This window comes from Bradyrhizobium prioriisuperbiae (genome assembly GCF_032397745.1).
GTDB classification, from domain to species: Bacteria; Pseudomonadota; Alphaproteobacteria; order Rhizobiales; family Xanthobacteraceae; genus Bradyrhizobium_A; species Bradyrhizobium_A prioriisuperbiae.
On the sequence record NZ_CP135921.1, the window covers coordinates 6,174,580 to 6,193,840 of the forward strand.

General features: G+C 62.7%; 15 protein-coding genes. 9 read left to right on the forward strand and 6 right to left on the reverse strand.

Annotated features, from left to right (window positions below):
* Positions 1–37: 37 nt before the first annotated feature.
* Entirely contained in the window at positions 38–655 is a 618-nt protein-coding gene (locus RS897_RS29230; protein WP_315832175.1) for a TetR/AcrR family transcriptional regulator, read from the reverse strand.
* A 521-nt stretch (positions 656–1,176) separates the two neighbouring features.
* Here RS897_RS29230 and RS897_RS29235 point away from each other — a divergent pair.
* The 3 genes from RS897_RS29235 to RS897_RS29245 all read left to right on the forward strand — a co-directional run bounded on the left by RS897_RS29235 (position 1,177) and on the right by RS897_RS29245 (position 5,019).
* On the forward strand, positions 1,177–3,225 hold the full coding sequence (locus RS897_RS29235; protein WP_315832176.1) for a TonB-dependent receptor: 2,049 nt from the start codon (positions 1,177–1,179) through the stop codon (positions 3,223–3,225).
* Positions 3,226–3,238: 13 nt separating this feature from the next.
* Positions 3,239–4,534 (forward strand): MFS transporter, encoded by a 1,296-nt coding sequence (locus RS897_RS29240; RefSeq protein WP_315832177.1) that lies wholly within the window; start codon positions 3,239–3,241, stop codon positions 4,532–4,534.
* Between the two features lie 254 nt (positions 4,535–4,788).
* Positions 4,789–5,019 carry a hypothetical protein gene (locus RS897_RS29245; RefSeq protein WP_315832178.1) on the forward strand — a complete coding sequence of 77 codons (231 nt, stop codon included), beginning with the start codon at positions 4,789–4,791 and terminating at the stop codon, positions 5,017–5,019.
* A gap of 8 nt (positions 5,020–5,027) precedes the next feature.
* On the opposite strand, the gene RS897_RS29250 is transcribed toward RS897_RS29245, so the two are convergent.
* Entirely contained in the window at positions 5,028–5,636 is a 609-nt protein-coding gene (locus RS897_RS29250) for an NAD(P)-dependent oxidoreductase (protein ID WP_315832179.1), read from the reverse strand.
* Positions 5,637–6,099: 463 nt separating this feature from the next.
* Between RS897_RS29250 and RS897_RS29255 the strand changes: the two genes are divergently transcribed.
* The 4 genes from RS897_RS29255 to RS897_RS29270 all read left to right on the forward strand — a co-directional run bounded on the left by RS897_RS29255 (position 6,100) and on the right by RS897_RS29270 (position 11,201).
* On the forward strand, positions 6,100–7,188 hold the full coding sequence (locus RS897_RS29255) for a hypothetical protein (protein WP_315832180.1): 1,089 nt from the start codon (positions 6,100–6,102) through the stop codon (positions 7,186–7,188).
* Positions 7,189–7,277: 89 nt separating this feature from the next.
* A complete protein-coding gene (locus RS897_RS29260) occupies positions 7,278–10,055 on the forward strand; it encodes a xanthine dehydrogenase family protein molybdopterin-binding subunit (protein WP_315832181.1) in 2,778 nt (925 codons plus the stop codon).
* Positions 10,052–10,567: a (2Fe-2S)-binding protein gene (locus RS897_RS29265; RefSeq protein ID WP_315832182.1), complete on the forward strand. Its 516-nt coding sequence runs from the start codon at positions 10,052–10,054 to the stop codon at positions 10,565–10,567. Before RS897_RS29260 ends, RS897_RS29265 begins: the two co-directional genes overlap by 4 nt.
* A gap of 67 nt (positions 10,568–10,634) precedes the next feature.
* Positions 10,635–11,201: an Isoquinoline 1-oxidoreductase subunit gene (locus tag RS897_RS29270; RefSeq protein ID WP_407654574.1), complete on the forward strand. Its 567-nt coding sequence runs from the start codon at positions 10,635–10,637 to the stop codon at positions 11,199–11,201.
* A gap of 20 nt (positions 11,202–11,221) precedes the next feature.
* Here RS897_RS29270 and RS897_RS29275 read toward each other — a convergent pair whose 3' ends face one another.
* Positions 11,222–12,439 carry an MFS transporter gene (locus tag RS897_RS29275; RefSeq protein ID WP_315832183.1) on the reverse strand — a complete coding sequence of 406 codons (1,218 nt, stop codon included), beginning with the start codon at positions 12,437–12,439 and terminating at the stop codon, positions 11,222–11,224.
* A gap of 92 nt (positions 12,440–12,531) precedes the next feature.
* On the opposite strand from RS897_RS29275, the gene RS897_RS29280 reads away from it, so the two are divergent.
* Positions 12,532–13,434, forward strand: a complete 903-nt coding sequence (locus RS897_RS29280) for a LysR family transcriptional regulator (RefSeq protein ID WP_315832184.1) — start codon at positions 12,532–12,534, stop codon at positions 13,432–13,434.
* A gap of 56 nt (positions 13,435–13,490) precedes the next feature.
* On the opposite strand, the gene RS897_RS29285 is transcribed toward RS897_RS29280, so the two are convergent.
* The 3 genes from RS897_RS29285 to RS897_RS29295 form a co-directional block, all read right to left on the reverse strand.
* The gene (locus tag RS897_RS29285) at positions 13,491–15,725 is read right to left on the reverse strand and encodes a TonB-dependent siderophore receptor (RefSeq protein WP_315832185.1); all 2,235 of its coding nucleotides are present in this window, start codon (positions 15,723–15,725) and stop codon (positions 13,491–13,493) included.
* Positions 15,726–15,917: 192 nt separating this feature from the next.
* The gene (locus RS897_RS29290) at positions 15,918–17,726 is read right to left on the reverse strand and encodes an ABC-F family ATP-binding cassette domain-containing protein (RefSeq protein ID WP_315832186.1); all 1,809 of its coding nucleotides are present in this window, start codon (positions 17,724–17,726) and stop codon (positions 15,918–15,920) included.
* A gap of 17 nt (positions 17,727–17,743) precedes the next feature.
* The gene (locus tag RS897_RS29295; protein WP_315832187.1) at positions 17,744–18,220 is read right to left on the reverse strand and encodes a YaiI/YqxD family protein; all 477 of its coding nucleotides are present in this window, start codon (positions 18,218–18,220) and stop codon (positions 17,744–17,746) included.
* Between the two features lie 135 nt (positions 18,221–18,355).
* On the opposite strand from RS897_RS29295, the gene RS897_RS29300 reads away from it, so the two are divergent.
* Positions 18,356–19,162, forward strand: a complete 807-nt coding sequence (locus tag RS897_RS29300; RefSeq protein WP_315832188.1) for a hypothetical protein — start codon at positions 18,356–18,358, stop codon at positions 19,160–19,162.
* Positions 19,163–19,261: the final 99 nt, after the last annotated feature.

A 19,261-nucleotide genomic window follows, 5' to 3' on the forward strand; every position in this document is an offset into this window, starting at 1 on the left:
TTGCGATCGACGTGCGAGGGAGGCGATCCCATCAACGTCACCGTTCGTCCGGTCGTGCCGCGATAAGGCTGAAAGCGTATCGCAAGAATTCTGCGTCGTCTGGTAGGGCATCGCCCGTAACGCTTACTGCATCTTGCATTTCGAGCTGGCTATGCAGGCGATATTGAATGACGCTGCCAGCCGTCACCATGGCTTGCCCGGCCGGAACATCGCTGCGGATAAAGCCCGCTTCCTGTGCCCGAAGGAAAATCGGTACGATGCGTCGGTTGAGACGTTCGACACGGGTGCGTCGTTCCGCTTCCGGTGCGCCTAGAACACGCCAAATCTGTAAGCGCAGCGCCGATGGATGGTCGCGCCAGTAACCCATGTAGGCTGCGAGAATGGTTGGAATTGTCTCGGCATCGACCTGCTCGACCTCAAGAGCAGGTCCAAGATATTCGAGAAAGTCTTCCGAGACACGCTCGCCGACTAAATTCCAAAGCCGCTCTTTGTCTCCGAAATGATGGGTGAGCAGCCCTTGGGAAACGCCGGCCCGTTGGGTGATGTCGCGGACGGTAGCACCATGGAAGCCTAATTCGGCAAAGGCCGAAAGCGCTGCTTCGAGCAGCTTATCGCGGGCGTCGATCGTCGAGAAGATCGGTTTCAATTCCGGCATGGGTTGCTCCTGCGCTTCCTTTGCTGGCCCCTTATGAGTCGCATCTTAGAATGATTTGTATATATAGTCAATTGACTGAACGTACGTATAGTGCGATTGGCTCGCACTAGCGACGGCCGAGCACCTCATGGGGAGAACGCGGGAAAATCCGGCGCGAAGGAATCATGACGATGCGAAGAAAGAAGGAATTTGCGATAGAAGACGAATCTACTGTCTTGCCGACGAAGGCGGCCCGCCATCGGGTTGTGAGTGGCCGGGTTGGGAGGTTTCGGTCGGCAGCGGCAGTGGTCGGAGTGCTATTCGGTTCGACGGCACTGACACCGGACGCCGCTAATGCACAGGAGGCTTCGCAGCCTCAAGCTCACGCTCTGCCCCCTGTTGTCGTGGCGTCGCCTTCTACATCAACACCCGCGCCGCGACGTGTTGGCGGTAAAACGGCGCGATCTGCCCGTAGCCGTGCAACTGTGCATCATGCGACCGGAGCAGGCACAGAATCGGGCGTCACTCAGTTAGAAACTATCGTGGTGACAGCGCAAAAGCGGCCCGAAGATGCGCAACGAGTGCCTGTCGCAATATCTGTCATGGAGCCGAAAAATCTTTCGGAAGTATCGCCCCTGTCGTCCAATGCGGACATTGCTCGGCGGACGCCCAACTTCACGTATCTGGAGTCAGGGGGACAATACACGAATAGCGGCAACATCCGTGGTGTCGGGTCTTTCTCGCCCCTATCGCCGAACGATACGTCGATCTCCTACAATATCGACGAAATTCCGCAGTCGGCTTACGGGATACAACCCTCGACCCTCGATATGGAGCGCGTCGAGGTTCTGAGAGGTCCGCAGGGAACACTCTACGGCCTCAACGCTCAAGGCGGAGCGATCAACTATATCCCCAACCGCCCCTTCTTCGGCCATGAACTTACGATCGGGACAGAGTTCGGCAGCAACGGTTGGCGAATGGGACAACTCACCGCCAATGAAACGCTGATCGATGGCGTTCTCGCCGGCCGACTGGCTCTGCGCTACAACGGCCGCAATGGTGATTTCGGCAACGCCGTCATCGGTGGCAAGGACGGGGAATCTAACATCGGCGCGGCTCGCGGGTCGTTATTGTTCACTCCCGATGCAAGCACCAATGTCCTTTTCTCGTTCAACTACAATCGGTCCGACGACTCGATGCCGCGCTTTGTTCTGAGAAGCGCGCCTTGCTTTCCCTGTGATGGGCTGAATACGCACCCTGATTTCAATCGCGAGGACTATGGCGGTAATTTGCGCATCGATCACGATTTCGACGCCTTCCGCTTCACGTCTCTTTCGAGCATTCAACGGAATAACTTCCATCAAAAGCTCGATATGACCGATAGCCTTATCTTCGGCAAACTCTTGGGCGTCCCCGCTTCCACGCTCAATAATCCAACCCAGGACATTTATACCGGAAATATCGACGAAACTCGTTATTATCAGGAACTTCGCCTTTCCTCGCTGGAAGATTCAGAAACCAGATGGACGACCGGCGTCAATTTTTTCCGATCAGACGCCAACATCTCAACTGACGGAAATAATTTCTCCCTCCCTAACTTTTCGGTCTTTAGCGGTCAGCAGAACAACAAGCTGACGGTTAATAGCTATGCGGCGTTTGCGGACGCCTCCGTGCCGATCGTTGGCGGTCTTAGGGCGCTTGGGGGGCTTCGCCTCACTCATCTCGATGCAGATGCCACTTATCGTTACACCGGCGGCGGGGTGCCTGGAACGGTGGCAGCGTTCAATCAGGATTCATCCTTCTCGGACACCTTTTTGACCGGGCGCTTGGGCCTGAGCTATGACTGGTCGCCAAACTTCATGGCATATGCAACGGTCGGTAGGGGCGCGGTCGGCGGCGGGTACGCTTGGAATGGCAGCAATCTTCCATCAGGTCGCATGGAGCCTTCCTTCCCGACCTCAATGAGTTGGAGCTACGAGGCAGGCTTCAAGTCCACGCTGTTGGACGGTCGGGCAACTCTCAACGGCGCGATCTTCTATAACAACATCAAGGATGGCCATCTCTACGTCATGAATAGGTCGCTGCTGACCTACGAGACGGCAGCCCTCGATTTTGACACCTACGGAGCGGAGATCGAAGGTCGTTTCCAACTCACGCCGGAGTTCTCCTTGCAGGGCGGTATCGGATATACACACGCGGAGTTGCAAAACGTCCCCATTGGTTCTTGGACGGGTGCGAAGTCTGGTAACAAGGTTCCGAACGTCCCAGCAATAACGGCGTCGATTGGTGCCGAATATCGCACTGACGCCTCGTTGATCGGTATCAATCAGGGCACAATCTATCTGTCAGGATCATACCAGTTCGTAGGCAAACGGGCGGCCGACGTTGGCAACAACTACAATCTCGACAGCTACGGTCTTGCCAATGCGCGTATAGGCTGGGACGGCGCTTCCGCCAAATTCTATGTCTTTGCGAACAACATTTTCGACAAGCGTTATGAAGCGGTAGGCACCTATTACGGTCCCGGCGTTGAGGCAGTAACCGTTGGGCTAGGTCGAACGATCGGTGTCGGCACCTCGTTTCAGTTTTGAGGCGAGGCCATAGATGTCTAGTCCCAATGTCCTGGGAGACGCGGCAGCGTCTCCTTCTTCCGCTGTCCGGGTGTCGAGCGCGGACGGGCTACCTGGTCCGGTCTGGCCGCTGCTCGCGTCCACCGCGATCCTCTATGCATCTTTCGGCTTGATCTATGGATTGATGCAGGGTGGTTTGCCCCCGTTGATGCGGGCGCGCGGTATTGATCTCGCGTCGATCGGCTGGGCCTTCCTAATGTTGGTCCCGTTCGGTCTTACATTCCTATGGGCGCCTATCATTGATGCCATTCGCCCTATCCGTTCAGCGCCTCGCATCGGCTGGATCGTGCCGATGCAGGCGGTCATCGTCTGCACGTTGCTTATTATCGCGCAAGGCGAAAGGTTTCCGCCCTTCGTGCTTCTCGCACTCGGAATCCTTATCGCCTTTGCCGCTGCGACGATGGACGTTGCTCTCGACGCACTTTCGACGGCGAGTGTTCCGGCCCAGCATCGGGCGATTGCGGGGGGCTTGAAAGTTGCTGCGCTGGGGCTTGGCGCGATCCTGGGCGGAGGCGTCTTTGTCGCGACGGCGAGTCAACTTGGTTGGACTGCGACCTTCCATATCTGCGCGGCCGTCTCGGCACTAGCAACCGTGCCGATCGTGCTAAACCGCACATGGGACCGCCCGGCAGGACGCTCACAAGGGCTGCGCCCCGACATTCTCGTTGTGATCCGCAAACACGACATGCGGCTACGAATAGCGTTCCTGACGCTTGCTACCTGCTCCATGGTTGCGCTGTCCTTCTTCAATCGTATCATGCTGGTGGACCTTGGCGTGCCGGTCGAGACAATCGGCTGGATCGTCGGCACCGGCGCACCGCTTTGCGGTCTATTAGCCTCGCTGATCGCCATTCCGATCGTGCGCCGAAGTGGTTCGGGTATCGCCATCCTCGTCTTCGCCGCTATTTGCCTTCTCGCTTCCGCTGCAATGATCGCCGGTGTTTGGTGGCACGAAGCCTCGCCCGCTCTGGTCGGGGCAATCCTGATGAACGCAGGAACGAGCGGGTTCTTTGTCATCCTGAGCGCAACGACGCTCGGCTGGGCACAAGGCACTCAGCCGGCGACGGATTACGCGGTGCTCTACGGTGCAAGCAGGCTCGTTGCCACATTGCTTCTGATCGGCCTCGCCAACGTCATCGCCTGGATTGGTTGGCCGATATTCTACATCGGCGCGAGCACCGCTCTCGTAATCGCGACGCTGCTGCTGCGCCGGATTTTGCCCGATCTTCGCGCTGGACTGCCCGACAACACTTCAACGCCAACGGAATGACCAATCTCCCATTAACACCAAGGGAATTTCGAGATGATCCGACACGATTTGACACAGTGGCCGCTTGTTTTGTCTGTCATGCCTGGTACCACGGCGCTTGATGATCAAATCGGTTTTTTCTCCGAATGGAACCGCTGGCTCGATCGACGCGAGCCTTTCGTCACACTACGAGTTTTTGCGGATGCTGCTCGCTGGAGCGACCGGAGGGCGGTGCCAAGGAAGCGAAAGCGTGGCTCCAGGCGAATGCTGAGCGCGTGAAATCTCTCGTCATGGGGATGGCGACCGTGGTGCCAGCGGAGTCATTCGAGGAAGTGAGCCGCATGAACGCCGAAAAGCTCTTTGGTGTGCCGGCGATGTCTTTTGACGATGCGACGGCGGCAATCGCTTGGGTGCGCGATAGCATTCGCCAGCGCCTCGAAGGGCTCATGCTCGTCCGTAAAAATCGGTGCGATGTCGGCGCAGGCGTCCATTTCGCGGCGGAATAGCGGCCACTTCAATTGCTGATTGCCGGTGCCTGATTAAGGTAGGTGCGGTCTGTCACTTGAGCCAACAGAAACGCGGCCATGTCGGCGCGGGTGATGGAGAGGTCGACGATGCCGTGGCCGTAATGACCGGTCTTGATCCGGCCGGTCGCGGGGCCGTTGCCAAGCCTGGCCACTCGAACCAGGGTCCAGTCGAGGCCTGATGCGCGGACCAGTTCTGCCGCTCGCCGGATTTCTCCGTAAGGGCCCGGCGCGGCCGTCTTCACGAAAGCGACGAGCGCCTTGAACTTGAGGTCGGGCAGATCGGCCGGATCCGGCACGCTGCAGGTCGAAACGGCAACCAGCCGGCGAACGTTGGTGCGCTGCATGGCTGCGACGATGCGTCGGGTACCGTCGCTCACGGCGCCGACGCCCTCGATCACGGCATCGGCGCTGCGAGTCGCCTGCTCGATCGCCGTGTCGTCGTCGAGTGTCCCAACGACGACACGGAGCCGGGTATCGATGATGCGCAATTTTGTGGCGTCGCGGACATAAGCGACGACCTCGTGGTCATGGTCTAGCGCCTGTTGCACCAGCAAATGGCCCATACGCCCGCTTGCCCCGAAAATTACGATGTTCATCCCAACTCCTGTTCGCCGAGGAGCCGCTCGGCTAATCTGCTGCAGAATACATACCACAGTCCGCGAGACGCCGGGCGCGAATGCGCTCTGCCTTGGGGAAGTGAACGTCGGTGAGTTCGCGCATGCAGGCCGCGAAGTCGACCGCGGCACGGCGGTCAGTGACCTTGACCTTGCGCCAGGGCCGGTGCACCGACGGCACAACGCAACTCGAGACACTTGGCGATCTCGGCGATCTGACCACCGACACTACCCAAACAGTCTTGTCGGCTGGCGCCAGAATTCTGGGCAGCGCGATTTGGAGTCTGTTTGAAAAGTCTCTGGGCTGTTTCGCTCAACATCGGAAAAGGCAGGCCCTGCTTTCTCACTGAGCGCAAACTCCTGCCGCGATCGTGGCAACGATGGCGGATTTTTAACTGGTACGCGCGCATCTGTGCAGTTCACTGCATAGCGAAGGAGTTGGGGCGTGACGTGCTATCGGGGGCTGCTGCTCGCCGCGATGCTGCTGGAAGGTGCCGTGGTCGCGAACGCCCAGGCACTACCGCCCTATATCGCGCCGATTGCCGGCATGGTCCGGGTCACGCCTTTCGACATCGCGACAAAGGATGTGCTGGCGCTGAATACTGGCATGTTCGAGCTGTATGGCGATGCGCTGAAAATCTTCCAGGCGAACATTCTTGCCAAGCATCCCGTCATCCTGGGCTTGTTCTCCGGCAGCGGCGGCCGGTTTACGCTCTATCGCCCGGGACAGGCGCCGCTCGAGGCTCCCCAGGTTCCCGTTGTCTACCAGCTTCTGAAATCAGTCGGCCACAGCACGATGGCGCTGGCCGAGGTTGTTGGGCCGTATCTGGATAATCCCGCCAATACGTCCTGGCGCGGCTCGATGCTGGCATACCGCAGCCGGATGCAGTCGGCGCTGGATGGCTTGGATGCGACGGCGATGCCACCGGACTGGCGCAACAACAACCGCACCATTCTGAAAAACAATCTCGCTTTCATGGACGATTGCGTCGTCAAGGGTGTCATCACCTTCGCCGCGCTCGAAGCCTTCGGCAAAACGCAAGCCCCGTATCTGGCGAAGAATGTCGCCTGGGCGGCGCAGACCCAGGTTGCTCACTGGATGGCTGTGCTGGCCGACTGGAAGACGATGCTCGGGGCCGACTGGGACAAGACTTATGCGGCCAGCAACACCATCTATGTGGCGCGCCAGAACAACGTGTTGTTCGGCGTGCTGGCCCAGTTCTTCGGACCCGATGCAATCAACGACCGGCTGCTGCTGATCGAGACGATTTCATTCACGACCACCCAGGCCGACATGCTGGAGTCGCTCACCCGCATCATCGCAGACCGTTCGGTGGGGGCGCTGTTCTTCGGCAATTATCACCTGATGGATTATGAGCTGATGGGCGGCGATGCCCGTGCTGCGATCATCGCGGAAAGCGGCAAACGAGGCATGACGCCGTTCCTGCCGCCGGTGGTGCCGTTCGGGTCGCGCCAGTGGCCGACGTTGGTGACCCCGGGGCCGGGGCCCGCGACCATCGCCGACTTGAAATAGGCGCGGCCCTCGGCGGTTTTGCAGTCCGTGATGTGTTGCCACTTGATGTCGACTGTTGCATTTGCGACGGCGTCCTGGAGATGAAAAGCATGCAGCTCTCGCGCCGCGAGCTTGTGAAATGGATGTCGGCCGGCGGCATTGCGTTGAGCATGTCGCGTCTGGGATTGGCCGGGCAGGCTGGTTTCGCCGACCGCGAGACCTTGCCGGGGCGGCACACCTGGAATCCGGCCGTCAATGGCGCAGGCCGGGTCGACGGCGTTGCCAAGGTGACCGGGGCAAAACTCTATGCGTCCGATTTTCGTGCCGCCGATCTTCCGGGCTGGCCGGCGAACACGTCGCACGCGCTGCTGGTCCGTGCGCCGGATGCGACGCACGTTTTTATCGGCCTCGATCTTGCGCGCCTGACGGGCGCTCTCAAGCCGTCGGTCGTTGTCACCGCGGCTGATCTGGAGAGGATCAACAGCCGCGTGCCCGAATTCTATACCGGCGATTTGTTCTGCCCGGCCGGCAAGACGCCGCTGTATCTGGGCCAGCCGGTGGCGCTGTTGCTGTTCGAGCAGTTCGATGCGTTCGATCGGGCGCGGCTGGCGCTGCGCGATGGGACCTTTGTGAAATTCGGCGAGGAAACCGGGCCCGTCGCGGCTCCCAATTATGGGGCGTATCGCTTCACCCGTGTCGCCGGCGCGACGCCGGATACGCCCGATGTCTATTCCCCGATCCTGGCCGGCTGGGTCAGCCCGGGACGCCTGCAGAATTCGGCGCTGCCGGTGTGGTCGCCTCTGGCAAAGGAAACCAGGCCCGACTACGGCAAGGCCGCGATCCTCGGCGACAAGATTCGCGCCGAGCTCGACGCCAGTGATCCGTCACGGCTGTTGCTGGACCGCGAGTTTGAAACGCAATCCGTCGATCCGATGTTTCTCGAGCCGGAGTGCGGTCTTGCCTGGTTCGACAGCGGGAGCGGGAAACTGGAACTCGTGCTCGGCGTTCAGTCGCCCTATGAAGCGGCGGAATCGATTGCTCATCTCCTGGGGGAGGCGCGTGCACCGTTCAAGCCGAAGCGTATCAACGCGCAGTTCGCTTACGTTGGCGGCGGCTTCGGCGGACGCGACCATACGCCTTTCATTCTCTATGTCGCGCTGGCGGCGATGTTCCTTCCGGGCCGGCCCGTGCGTCTGGCCCATGACCGCTATCAGCAGTTTCAGGGCGGCATCAAGCGTCACCCGATCAAGATGCGGTCGCGGATCGGCGTCGATCGGGCCAGCGGCAAGATCGTGGCCTTTGCCGCCGATCATGTGCTCGACGGCGGAGGGCTGGCCAACTTCTCTCCCAACGTGGCGACGGTGGCGGCAACCGCCGCGATCGGCATCTATGACGTTCCGAAAGTCGACGTCACCACGGTCGCGCTGCATACGCGCGGCGTGACAGCGGGCTCGATGCGCGGCTACGGCACGCTGCAGACCATGACCGCACTCGAAGTGCTGGTCGACGAAGTCGCCAGGGCGCTGCCGCTCGATCCCATCGAATTCCGGCGGCGCAATGCGCTCAGGCCCGAGGGACGGACCATGACGGGCAATCCGTACAGCGTCTCGGTCCGCACCACGGAGATCCTGGACAAGCTCGAGGCGCATCCGATCTGGCAGCGGCGCAAGCTGGAGAAGGCTTATGCGCAACAAGGCGGAACGCTGGTCGGCACCGGCGTTGCCTGCGTGACCAAGGATTACGGCACCGGCGCGGACTGCTCGCTGGGCCGGGTCGAAATCGATCCCGAGGGCCGCATTGCGATCTTCTGCGATCACGTCGAGATGGGCAACGGCATCGGCACGGCCCTCGCCAACCGCGTGGGTGCGTATCTCGGTGGCGTCGCGGACGAGGTCGCGGTGGCGCAGGTCGGCGGCTTCGATGCGCTGGCGCTTGTCACGTCGGGCGATCCCTACACCATGGATCAGAAGAGCCAGGATGCCGCGGCCCGCAATCCGCGCTGGGTGCCATCGATCAGTTCGGCCACCAGCGCCTCGATCGGCGCGCATGTCGGAACCCATGCCGCGGCCGAAGCCGCGCGTGTCATCTTCCGTTTCGGCCTGTGGCCGGCGGCGCTCGATCTCTGGCGCATCGCACCGAGCGATCCAAGGGCCGGGGAATGGGAGAAGGCGCGCTGGACCAATGGACAGCTTGTTCTCTCCGGCTTGACGCCGTTGTCGTTGCCAGCGCTTGCGGCAAGGGCGCATGCGCGCAATTTCGCCACGGGAGCGATCGCGCACGGATTCTCCCGTTGGGCGTGGTCGCGGGCGCGCTTCCCGGTGTTCGGACAGCAATGGACGGCCGATATCGATGCACTGGCCGTGCGCCGGGGCGGCGGCACGTTCGAACGCATCGATCGCGCCAGTGTCAAATTCCCGCCGACCGACAACAACCGGATCGGCACCGTCTACACCTCGATGTGCGGCACGCTGGTCCGTGTCGAGATCGCCCGCGCCACTGGCGCACTGCGCATTGCCAAGGCCTACAGCGTGTTCGAATGCGGTCAGGCGCTGGTGCCCGAAGTGGTGCTGGGACAGGCGCAGGGCGGTTTCGCCATGGGGGTGGGCTATGCGCTGCTTGAAACGTTGCCGCCCTACGAAGGCGGTCCCGGCAACGGCCAATGGAATCTCGGGCAGTATCTCGTCGCGCGTGGATCGGACCTGCCGCTGCGCGACCTCGAGATCGAGATGTTACAGCCGCTGACACCGGACGAACCGCCGAAGGGCATGGCGGAGGTCGTGATGATCCCCATCGTGCCAGCGCTGCTGAATGCCATCTTCGATGCCACCGGGCACCGCTTTCAATCGCTGCCGGTGACCCAAAGCACCCTCAAGGGAGTTCTCGCGTGACCACACTGGGCCTCACCATCAACGGCCGCGCTCATGGTCCGACGGACGTGCGCGACGATCTGTCGATGAACGATTTCCTGCGCGAGCATCTGGGGATGACCGGCACGAAGTTCGGATGCGGCGCCGCGCAATGCCTGAGTTGCGCGATCATCATCGACAACCCGGACGGAACCAGCTCCACCAGCCCGACCTGCGTCCTGCCGGCCGCGAGTTTCGACGGCAAGGCGATCCGCACGGTCGAAGGGCACGCCAAGGACGGCGAGCTCACTGCGCTGCAGAAGGCCTTCATCGCTCATTTCGCATTTCAGTGCGGCTATTGCACCGCGGGTTTCCTGAACGAGGGCCAGGTTCTGCTGGAGCGTCTGGCGAAGACGCCCGTTGCCCGCGCTGACCTGGAGGCAACCATTGCGGATGCGCTTGATGGCCACATCTGCCGCTGCACCGGCTACATCAAATATCACGAGGCCGTGCGCGATGTGATCCTGGCCGATCCGAAGCGCTACCTGGTTTAGTGGACGGGAGCGAGGGATGAAGTCTGACGTCTGGATCAATGTAGCTCTCGCCGCGGCAGCGCTTTTGATGAGCATGCTCACGGCATACGCGCTGGTCCCCGAGCCATCGCGTGGTCTTGCGGCGCCGGAGAGCTTTGCCGCCATCGGTGATGCAGACAAGCGATCGGTGGCGATCTTTAACGAGCTCGGCAAGGTCCTGACCCATCCGCGCTGCCTCAATTGTCATCCCGCCGGCGATCGCCCGCGCCAGGGCGACCTCAGCCGGCTGCACCAGCCGCCGGTCGAACGCGGCGCCGACGGTCATGGCTTGCCGGCGATGCGCTGCGCGACCTGTCATGGCAACGCCAACTTTGATCCGGGGCGCATGCCGGGGCATCCGGAATGGCATCTCGCGCCACGCGAGATGGGATGGGAAGGCAAGACGCTGGCCGAGATCTGCACCCAGCTCAAGGATCCCGCGCGCAATGGCGGCCGCAAGCCCGAGGACCTGATCCATCACATTGGCGAGGATACGCTGGTCGGCTGGGCCTGGGCGCCGGGGTATGGCCGCGCTCCCGCGCCGGGCACGCAAGCGCAAGCCGGTGCGCTGGTCGAGGCCTGGGTGAAAACCGGGGCGGCGTGCCCGGCGAATTGAGGCGAAGGACGACGTGCGAGTCACGATGTTCCTGATGTCGTGACGATGTCGGTGATCAGCGCCAGCACGCCGAATGCTCCGGCCACGCCGCACACTGCCGTCCATCCTCCGAGCGGCCAGACGATCGCCGCCGCCGCGGCGCCGATCGCGCCGCCAATGAAAAAAAGGCCGACGAACAGTCCGTTCAGGCGACCGCGCGCCTCCGGCCGCAACAGGTTGACCGCGCGGCGTCCCAGCGTCTGGTCGCTGGTGACGGCGATGTCGAACAGCACGGTGCCGATGCTCAATGTCACGAGCGCCGCGAACTGGGTGTCGAGATAGCCGGCGAGAGCGCACAGTGCGAGCGAGCCGATGATCAGGGCATGCGACGTGATCAGTATCGGCCGCGCCCAGCCGCGGTCGCCGAGTCGCCCGGCCAGCGGGGTTGCCGCAGCACCCGCGGCGCCGACCAGTGCAAATACCGCGATGCCGCGCGGGCCGAGATCGAACGGCGCGGTCGACAGCCGCAGGGCCGCCGCCGCCCAATAGGCGGTGAACGCGGCCATCACCAGCGCCGCGGTCCAGGCCCGCACCCGCAGCACCGGCTCGTCGCGCAGCAGTGTCCAGAACGAGCCGAGCAGGCGGATGTAACTCACCTTCGCGGTCGGCTGCAGCGAGGGCAGGCGCAGGCTCAGCGCGCCGGTCAGGATTGCGATGGCGCCTGCCGACAGCGCGTAGAAGCCACGCCAACTCCAGGCATCGGCAATGAAGCTCGCCAGCGGCCGTGACAGCAGGATGCCGACCATCAAGCCGCCCATCACCTCGCCGATCACCCGGCCGCGTTCGGAGGGAGCTGCCATTGATGCGATCAGCGGCACCAGCATCTGGATCGCGGCGCAGGAGCCGCCGAGCAGAAACACCGCGACCAGCAGCAATGTCCCCGAGGGGGCAAGTGTGGTGCAGACTGCGGCGGCTAAGGCGCCGCCCAGCGTCAGCAGGATCAGCCGCTTGTTCTCGAACATGTCGGTCAGCGGCACCAGCAGGAATAATCCACAGGCATAACCGAGCAAAGTGAGTGTCGAGATCATCCCGGCGGCCTGCGCGCTCATGCCCAGCGACGGCCCGATCAGGCCGACCAGGATCTGCGGCGCAAACAGGTTGGTGACGATGATGCCGGTCGCGATCGCGCCGAGCCAGATGAAGGAGCGCGTGACGGTCGGTCGGGGGGCGGCGCAGAGGGCAGTTTCGGAAACGGTCATTGGGGCCTCGCACATGAGCGTGAAGGCCCTTTAAGCAGCCGCTATAATATGCGACAATTGAAATATGTTGATAATCAATATGCGGATTACTGATGAACACCAATGACCTGGTGGCCTTCGTCACGGTTGTCGAAACCGGTTCGATTGTCGCGGCCTCGGCACGGCTCAATCTCACCCAACCCGGCGTCACGCGCCGCGTGCAAAATCTGGAAGACCTGCTCGGCGCCGAATTGCTCGACCGCCAGTCGAAGCCGCTGCGCCCGACCGCGGCGGGACGCGAGGCCTATGAACATGGCCGGCGCGTGCTGCGATCGCTCGATGATTTGAAGTCGGGCCTCGCGAAAGACGGCGAGGTCCGCGGCGAGTTTCGCCTCGGCATCACGCCGTATCTGTCCGAGAGCGGGCTCACGGGTCCGCTGGATGTGCTGCGCGAAGCGTTTCCGTCGCTCGCGGTGCGCATCGTGTCGGGCTGGTCGCCCGATCATGCGGCGCGGGTTGTCCGCAACGAACTGGATGCGGCGGCGATCTGCCTGCCCGATGGCGTGCCGCCGCCGAGCGAACTCATCGGCGAGGATCTCGGCGCCCAGCCGGTTATTTTTGTGGTCGCGCGCGACATGAAGCTGCCGCGGTCGGTCACCCTGCAGGATCTGTCGCGGCTGTCGTGGGTGATCAATCAGGATGGCTGCGGCTTTCGCCTCGCGTTGAAGCGTCACTTCGATGCCGCGCATCTGCCGTTCAACGTGGCGGTCGAGGCGCTCGATGTCGAACTGCGGCTCTCGCTGGTGGCGCGCGGCCTCGGCGTCGGCGTGGTGACGCCGGTCGCCCTGAAGCAGACGCCGCATCGCGACCGGCTCAAGACCGTCAAGGTGCCGGGCTTCACGCCCGCGGTCCGGGCCTGGGTGGTGCATCGCCCACCGGCCGGCCGGCTGGCGCAGCCGATCAAAGTGTTCCGCGATGCGCTGGATAAGGAATTCCAGCGGCTGGTGGGCGGATAGCGTTTTCCAGCGAAGTGGATACCGGTTCGCGCAAAGAAAACGCGTCAAACAAAAATTTAGAACCGATACGTCACGTTGCCGAGCACGGTGCGGCGCGCGCCATAGAAGCAGTCGCCGCGCGCGAGACAGGTGGTGACGTGCCGCTTGTCGCCGAGATTGGTGGCGTTGACCTGGAAGGTCCAGGGGCCGGTGTCATAGCGCGCCATGGCATCGAACAGCGTGTAGTCGGGCGTGCTGAAATTGTCGACGCCATCCCAGGTTTTGCCGATATAGCGCGCGCCGGCACCGAGCGTAAGGCCGGGCAGGCCGAACGCGCTCAGCCGGTACTTGGCCCACAGCGAGGCCTGCTGCTCCGGCACGGTTTCCAGCCGCTTGCCGGTGTTGTCGCCGGACTGCACCTTGGCGTCGAGATAACTGTAGGTGCCGATGAGGTCGAGATCGGAGGTGACGCTCGACAGCACCTCGAGCTCCACGCCGCGGATGCGGACCTTGCCGATCTGAACCGAGAATTCCGGGTCCGGACCGCTGGCAAGTCTGTTGTTTTCCGTCGTGTCGAATAGCGCGCCATTGATGGCCAGGCGCTTGTTCGGCTGATATTTGAATCCGACCTCGACCATTTCGCCGCGCTGCGGCTTGCAGTAGTCGACGCAGATGTGGCTGCCGAAGATCGGGGTGAACGACTGCGCGTAGGTGACGTAGGGTGTCAGGCCGAACGGCAGGTCATACATCAGCGCCGCGCGGCCTGTCGTCGCCTTGTCGTTCTGCTTGGGCGCATCAGCGACATCGCTGCTGACGAAATCCTGCCGCATGCCCAGCACCGCGCGCCATGGCCCGAACCGCATCTGGTCCTGGACGTAGATGCCGGCCAGGCTCTGCAGCGTGCGCGGCTCGCCCGTCAGCTCCGGTGCCATGACTGGCGTATAGACAGGGGCGTAGAGATCGAACGGCGTGGTGTCGAGATAGTAGCCCGACTTGGCGCGTTCCAGCAGCCGCCGATAGTCGAAGCCGAGCAGCACCTTGTGCTCCACCGGACCGGTCGCGAGCTTCAGCTCGGCGTTGTTGTCCATTGTGAAGCTGTCTTTGGTGGTGCTGCGCCCGGACACATACCGATTGACCGAGCGCCGCTCCGCATCGACGAAGGGATTGGCAGGATCGCCGTACACATCCGGATAGGTGAAGTTGTAGATGCCCTCGACATGGGCAAAACGCATGTTCTGCCGCAGCTTCAGCACGTCACCGAAACTGTGTTCGAACAGGCTCGACACCGCGCCGGTCTCGGTCTGGTAGCGGTCGAAGGTCGGGTCGCCGGTAAAGCGGTTGACCGGGATGCGGCCGTTTGGCCCCGCATACAAGGTGCCTTCGATTGGAAAGAACGACCCCACCTTGCTCTTGTCCTTCTGGTAGGTGCCCATCACCGTCCAGTTGGTGTCCTTGGTCGGCCGCCAGGTCAGCGACGGCGCGATCACGATGCGGTCGTCGTTGATATGATCGGTCTGGTAATCGCTGTCGCGGAACACGCCGACAAAGCGGTACAGCCATTCACCGTCCTTGGTGAGCTTGCCGGTCATGTCGGTCTGGATCTGCTTGCGATTGAAGGTGCCGTACTGCACGCCGATTTCGCGATACTCCTGCTCCTGCGGGCGCTTGGAAATCAGATTGAGCAGGCCCGCGGTCGAGGTGTCGCCGTACAGCACCGAGGCGGGGCCGCGCAGCACTTCCATTCGCTCCAGTGTATAGGGTTCTGGCCGCCACTCGTTGAAGGTGTAGACGTTCACCATGCGGGTGCCGTCGAGATAGATGTTGGGGTCCTGGCCGCGAAACCGCGGATAGTCGCCGCGGGAGTCCGGACCGTAGGCATCCGCGAACACGCCCGGCACGTAGCGCAGCGCTTCCTGCACCGTGGTGGCGCCCTGGTCGCGCACGCGGTCCGCGGTGACGACCGTGATCGACTGCGGCGTCTCGCGCAGCGGCGTGTCGGTCTTGGTGCCGGTGGCGCTCTGGTTGGCGATATAGCCCCGCACTGGCCCGGTCGCGGTTTCGATGGCACCTCCGCTCGAGGCGGCCGTCGACCGCGCCGCGCTGCCCTGTCCGCGCGGTGCGCGGGACGCGCGGGCGGCCGTCGCCTGACGGGTGCGCATCGGCTTGGCCCGGCGCTGCGCCTGGTTTTGCTTTTCGACCACGACGGGCGGCAGATTTTGCGCTCCGCCGGATGTCGTTTGAGCCGTGGCGGAGGTCGTCACGAGACTGGCAAGCAGAACCGACAGGGAAACGCCGGACAGACATCCAGCCACACGCAAACCTCTTGAAGTCATGCCGTAGAAGCCCCCAGAAACTGACTCAGATCACGTCGCCGTGATGGTCATAACCAGCGTAGGGGTGGCCCGTAAGGACATTTCGGGCAACAAGATTTAGTATCGATCTAAGATGGATTCTAAATCGCGGCGGCTGCGACGGATCGAAGCGGCTCGCTGCGCAAACCGTGCTTAGCCGTTCTCGATATCCTCGCGCAGGATCTCGAGTTCCAGCCAGCGCTCCTCGGCCTCGTGCAGCTTGGTTTGCGCGGCGACAAGGGCCGCCGATGCCGCGTCGAAAGCGTTGCGATCGCGGGCATATAGCGCCGGATCGTGGAGTTGTTTCTGGTGCTTCGCAATCTCGGCCTGCAGCTTCGCCATGGTTTTTGGCAGCGTGTCCAGCGCATGCTTGTCGTTGAAGCTGAGACGACGTTTTGGCGCGGCCGACGCCTGTTGCTTCGGCTCTTTTGTATCTTTGGCCAACGCGGCCTTCGGCGCTTCGCGCTGCAGGTCCGCACCGCGCTGTGTCAGCATGTCGCTGTAGCCGCCGGCATACTCGATCCAGCGTCCCTGGCCGTCAGGCGCGATCACCGACGTCACCACGCGATCGAGGAAATCGCGGTCATGGCTGATCAGCAGCACGGTGCCGGTATAGTCGCCAAGCATGTCTTCGAGCACGTCGAGGGTGTCGAGATCGAGGTCGTTGGTCGGCTCGTCCAGCACCAGCAGGTTCGACGGCTTCGCCAGCGCGCGCGCCAGCATCAGCCGTCCGCGTTCGCCGCCCGACAGCACTTCCAGCGGCGTGCGGGCCTGTTCCTGGGTGAACAGGAAGTCCTTCATGTAGCTCACCACATGCTTCGGCTTGTCGCCGACCATCACATGGTCGCCGCGGCCACCGGTCAGGGCTTCCGACAGGGTCGACTTGGGATCGAGGCTTTCGCGATGCTGGTCGAGTGTCGCCATCTCAATATTGGCGCCGAACCGGATCTTGCCGCTGTCGGGCTCTGCCGCGCCGGTCAGGATGCTGATCAGCGTGGTCTTGCCGGCGCCGTTCGGGCCGACGATGCCGACACGGTCACCGCGCTGGATGCGAATCGAGAAATCGCTGACGATGGCTCGTTCGCCAAAGGATTTGGCGATGCCGATGGCCTCGACCACCAGCTTGCCGGAGTTTTCGCTGCTGGCCGCGGCCAGATTTGCCTGGCCGACGGCGCCGCGATAGTCGCGGCGCTGGTCGCGCAGCGCATGCAGGTTGGACAGGCGTTTGACGTTGCGCTTGCGCCGGCCGGAGACGCCGTAACGCAGCCAGTGCTCCTCGGCGACGATCTTGCGGTCGAGCTTGTGCTGGTCGCGTTCTTCTTCCGCCAACACCTCGTCGCGCCATTCCTCGAAGGCGCTGAAGCCGCGCTCGATCCGCCGCGCCTGGCCGCGATCGAGCCACACCGTGCTGCGCGATAGATTGGAGAGAAAGCGCCGGTCATGGCTGATCAGCACCAGCGCGCTGCGCCGGCTGTTCAGTTCGCTCTCCAGCCATTCGATGGTGGTGAGATCGAGATGGTTGGTCGGCTCGTCCAGCAGCAGGATGTCGGGCGAGGGGGCCAGCACACGGGCCAAGGCGGTCCGGCGCGCTTCGCCGCCGGAGAGACTGTTGGGATCTTCGTCGCCGGTCAGGCCGAGCTGCTCCAGCAGGAAATGCGCCTGATAGTGGTCGTCGCCCGGTCCGAGACCTGCCTCCACATAGGCCAGCGTCGTCGCCATCCCGGAGAAATCCGGCTCCTGCGGCAGATAGCGAATGGTCGCTCCCGGCTGCACAAAACGTTCGCCCCGGTCCGGCTCGATCAGGCCGGCCGCGATCTTCAGCAGGGTCGATTTTCCGGAGCCGTTGCGGCCGATCAGGCAGACCCGTTCGCCGGCGGAGACGCTCAATTCCACGCTGGTCAGCAGAGGTGTGCCGCCGAAGGTCAGCGCGATGTCCTTCATCTGGATCAGGGGAGGAGCCATACGATGCGAACCTGACGCTATGCTCGTTGCGCGCGCTGGATGCGGCGGATGGTCTGGTCGATCGCAGACAGAAACGCCGAACGATCGCGGGGCGAAAACGAACGGGGCCCGCCGGTGACTTCGCCGCTGGAACGCAGGTCGGTCATCAGGTTGCGGACGGCCAGCGCCATGCCGATCGAATCTTCCGTGAATGTCTTTCCATTCGGCGCCAGCACCTCGGCGCCAGCTTTGACGCAGCGGCTGGCCAGCGGAATGTCCGAGGTGATCACGATGTCGCCTTTGTGGGCCCGCTCCGCAATCCAGTCATCGGCGGCATCCATCCCGTCGCCGGCCGCGATTCGATCGATCAGCGGATGCTGCGGCACCCGGATGAAGCCGCCGGCCACCACGGTGACCGGCAGGGCGTGCCGTTCCGCCACGCGATAAATCTCGTCCTTCACCGGACAGGCGTCGGCGTCGACATAAATGTGGCTTTGGGATGGGGTGTCCGTCATCGGCCGTGGGTTAGCCCAGCGGAGCGTAAATTGCGAGGAAAAACGGCGACTTGACCAGGGTTGCGTGGTCCGATTGTTGGCGTACGATTGGGCAGTGACAACAAGAACAGCGGATACGTCATCCGTGGAGGAAACATGCAAGGTCTCTTGGAACTGAAGCCGTACCGGGTCTCCGCCTACAACCTCGCCAAAAACTCCGAAAACAAGATGCACGACGACACCGTGGCGCGCCGGTTCGGCTTTTCCGGGGGGCTCGTGCCGGGCGTGGATGTGTTCGCCTATATGAGCCACATGCCGGTGGAGGTTTGGGGTCGCGGCTTTCTCGAACGCGGGGTGATGGAGGGACGTTTCCTGAAGCCGGTTTACGACGGCGAGATTGCCGAGGTGACGGCGCAGGAGATCGACGGCGGGCTTGTCCTCAAGGTCGAAAGCAAGGGAGAGCTGTGCGCCACGGGGCGCGCGTCGCTGCCCGCATCAGCGCCGCGGTTGCAACTCGACGACTTTCAGAGCGTGGCACCGGTGGTGAAACGCGCACCGGTGGATGTCGGCTCTTATGAGCCGGGAAAATGGCTCGGCATTCCGACGTACCGGCAAGGCGTGGAGCCGCTGGCGCAATATCTCAGCGACATCCGCGAAGCCGCGCCGATCTATCGCGATGAGGCCATCGTTCATCCTGGCACACTGCTGCGGATCATGAACTGGGCCTTGATGGAAAACGCCATCCTCGGTCCGTGGATTCATGTCGGCAGCACGATTCAGCATCTCGGAGTCGCATCGGCCATCGATGAACTCACGGTGCGTGCCAAGGTCACAGCCAACTATGAGCGCAAGGGCCACCGGTTCGTCGAGTTGGATGGAATAATTGTCGCGAACGGCGAAAGGCCGATTGCGCACTGCCAGCACACTGCGATCTATCAGCCGCGTGAGATTGCTGCGGCGTAGTTCTTCTCCTCATGGTGAGGAGGCGCTCTTGCGCCGTCTCGAACCATGAGGCCGGGGCGCTTCCGCACGGGCCTCGTCCCTCGAGACGCGGCCAAGAGG

Bases quoted from the DNA above. Each gene is read 5' to 3' on its own strand.
- RS897_RS29295 (WP_315832187.1), bottom strand. From the start codon at position 18,220: ATGACGGACACCCCATCCCAAAGCCACATTTATGTCGACGCCGACGCC.
- RS897_RS29280 (WP_315832184.1), top strand. From the start codon at position 12,532: ATGAACACCAATGACCTGGTGGCCTTCGTCACGGTTGTCGAAACCGGT.
- RS897_RS29260 (WP_315832181.1), top strand. From the start codon at position 7,278: ATGCAGCTCTCGCGCCGCGAGCTTGTGAAATGGATGTCGGCCGGCGGC.
- RS897_RS29275 (WP_315832183.1), bottom strand. From the start codon at position 12,439: ATGACCGTTTCCGAAACTGCCCTCTGCGCCGCCCCCCGACCGACCGTC.
- RS897_RS29300 (WP_315832188.1), top strand. From the start codon at position 18,356: ATGCAAGGTCTCTTGGAACTGAAGCCGTACCGGGTCTCCGCCTACAAC.
- RS897_RS29240 (WP_315832177.1), top strand. From the start codon at position 3,239: ATGTCTAGTCCCAATGTCCTGGGAGACGCGGCAGCGTCTCCTTCTTCC.
- RS897_RS29290 (WP_315832186.1), bottom strand. From the start codon at position 17,726: ATGGCTCCTCCCCTGATCCAGATGAAGGACATCGCGCTGACCTTCGGC.
- RS897_RS29230 (WP_315832175.1), bottom strand. From the start codon at position 655: ATGCCGGAATTGAAACCGATCTTCTCGACGATCGACGCCCGCGATAAG.
- RS897_RS29270 (WP_407654574.1), top strand. From the start codon at position 10,635: ATGAGCATGCTCACGGCATACGCGCTGGTCCCCGAGCCATCGCGTGGT.
- RS897_RS29250 (WP_315832179.1), bottom strand. From the start codon at position 5,636: ATGAACATCGTAATTTTCGGGGCAAGCGGGCGTATGGGCCATTTGCTG.